At 28.4% G+C, this 2,192-nt stretch carries 4 protein-coding genes; all 4 read right to left on the bottom strand.

Going from position 1 to position 2,192, the window contains the following annotated elements:
• On the bottom strand, positions 1-301 hold a 301-nt coding region (locus DTI93_RS09390), incomplete at its 3' end, for a plasmid recombination protein (protein WP_249080696.1).
• A gap of 448 nt (positions 302-749) precedes the next feature.
• On the bottom strand, positions 750-1,469 hold the full coding sequence (locus DTI93_RS09395; protein WP_069819226.1) for a Rep family protein: 720 nt from the start codon (positions 1,467-1,469) through the stop codon (positions 750-752).
• A 74-nt stretch (positions 1,470-1,543) separates the two neighbouring features.
• Entirely contained in the window at positions 1,544-1,684 is a 141-nt protein-coding gene (locus DTI93_RS09400) for a ribbon-helix-helix protein, CopG family (RefSeq protein WP_069819227.1), read from the bottom strand.
• 314 nt (positions 1,685-1,998) lie between these two features.
• Positions 1,999-2,192: hypothetical protein (locus DTI93_RS09405; protein ID WP_249080698.1), on the bottom strand; the 194-nt coding region annotated here is incomplete at its 5' end.

Consider the following 2,192-nt stretch of genomic DNA (forward strand, 5'->3'; position numbering starts at 1 on the left):
TTATATCTTCTGTACTCTTAAATTTAAAAAAATCCTCGTCTGATGTAATAACGCCATCAATATGTTTAATAGCATCATTTCGTATTTTTCTTTTACCTGCATAATTCTGTTCTATTTTCTCATCTATTTTTTGATTAAAATCAATATCACTATCATTCACTAAATCATAATTTAAATACGACTTCTCTAAATCTATATCATCATTTTCATAATTTTTATTTTCTCTTTGAACATGTTTTTGGATTCCAGTTGTGTTTGTTTTTGATTTTACTCTTGCAACTCTAATTATAGAATACGACATATAATTGCCCTCCTGTTTCATTGGTTTTCGTGGCCTTTATTTATTAAAGTCTAACACACTAGACTTATTTTATAAGTCGTTAAACCGTGTGCTCTGCGAGGCATGTTTTTGCTTACGCAAAAATTGGACTTCCGAAAACCGGAAGTCCAAAAGTTCAAAACCAAAAAGCCCAGCAACCAAAAATGGTGGTTGCTAATGTTCATAAATTTTTGATCACTCACGTGTATAAAATTTAATTCACTAAGAATCTTTCGAACCTTTAAGCTCTGAAAAATTAAAATCAAAATGTAATCTAATTAAGTCAACATTTAAACTTATGACTTTATTTATGTTTTTCATATTCACTAAACCAAATTGCCCATCACATTTATTTATAAAACGCCTTAATTCTCTTATATTAGTTAATTTATATTTATCTATTATTTTGCAAACACAATCCAGTATATTATCATTCTTCATTTACTATTTCTCCTGTTACACTGTTAATTCTTTGTGCATATCTTGCTCTATATCCACATTGATAATTACCTTCAAACCAAAGTCTAAAACTACTAGCATTAGCACTAATAACATCTTGAACATAATTCATATTATCAACGTCATATTCATCACCATATAATTCCAAGAAAGACATTAAATCTATTACATTTACTATATGTTTTGTTTTAACAATTTGTAACAAAGTGTTTTTCAAACTTCTTTTCTGACTTTCATCTAAAAATACATATCTTTCTATATCAAAATCATTAATAGTATTAATATCTTTTTTATCGTACTTATGTTTATTCTTCTTAATAGCATCTGAACTTTCATGTGTTAAATACTGATAATAGTGTTCTACGCTATCAACAACTTCTATATGCGAAACAGATTCTTTACCTAAAGCGCGTTTAACTTTGTTTCTAACACTCTCAATCGTAACTGGATTTTTAGCTATATATAAAATGTGATAATGCGCTTTTTTATATACTTTATCTCCATTGTTCACAATGTCTTTTTCATTATCATTCATATCTTCAAATTTACGTTCACTTACATCTTTATCATGCAATGGACTAATAGCCATTGGAACCCCTAACTTAATTAAACAATCCTCCCAATCTTCAGGAAGACTTTCTGGATATAAAATAAATGCAAAATTTCTAGCCTTTGTTATTTTTTTAGTCATGTTATATAATTACCTTTGAAAATATAAGCATATGTTCAAGAGCGGTCTTTTGCGAGGACGCTCTTTTTTTATACTCATTTTTCTCCTTTCTTATATTCATCTAAAATCAATGTAAGCATTGCTGATTTACTCAATCCTTTTTCTTTACATAATTCTTCTAAATACTCATAAAAACTATCCGACATAGTAATTGTGAACCTTTTTTTCTCAGTCATTTTTTTCTCCTTTTAAACTAATAAATTTATTAAAAATATAGTATCATAGTTGTGTACTTTTAACAACTTTTAGCACAACAATCGAAAAACGTTGGTAAAATCGCCAACAAACGTTGGTCGTTTTAAATCTCTTATAAGCCTTGGGAGAGTAAAGGCGAAAAGCTATAAAAATAAAATGTTGGCACTCGGCACAATAATGGGGGGTCGTAGTATCCCCCCCCATTACGCCCCGAAATTTGCAGTTCAAAATCATAAAAACCAAAACAAAAAAGACCCAATAAAATATTATTAGGTCTTTTACTTTAATGCTTTATTTAATTATCTAATGCATTATCTTTCTTTCTGTCATTAAATTGTCCTAAACACACTCCAAGTAAAATACCTAGAGGAACACCTAAAGGACCAACTACATTTAAAAAGATAAGACTAAGAAGAAGTGCATAACAAATAGCAGTTGATCTATTCTTAAAAAATTTAAACAAAATAAAACCCCTTTCTTTCTTATTTT

It is taken from the genome of Parasaccharibacter sp. TMW 2.1884 (assembly GCF_023337695.1).
Classification (GTDB): Bacteria; Pseudomonadota; Alphaproteobacteria; order Acetobacterales; family Acetobacteraceae; genus Bombella; species Bombella apis.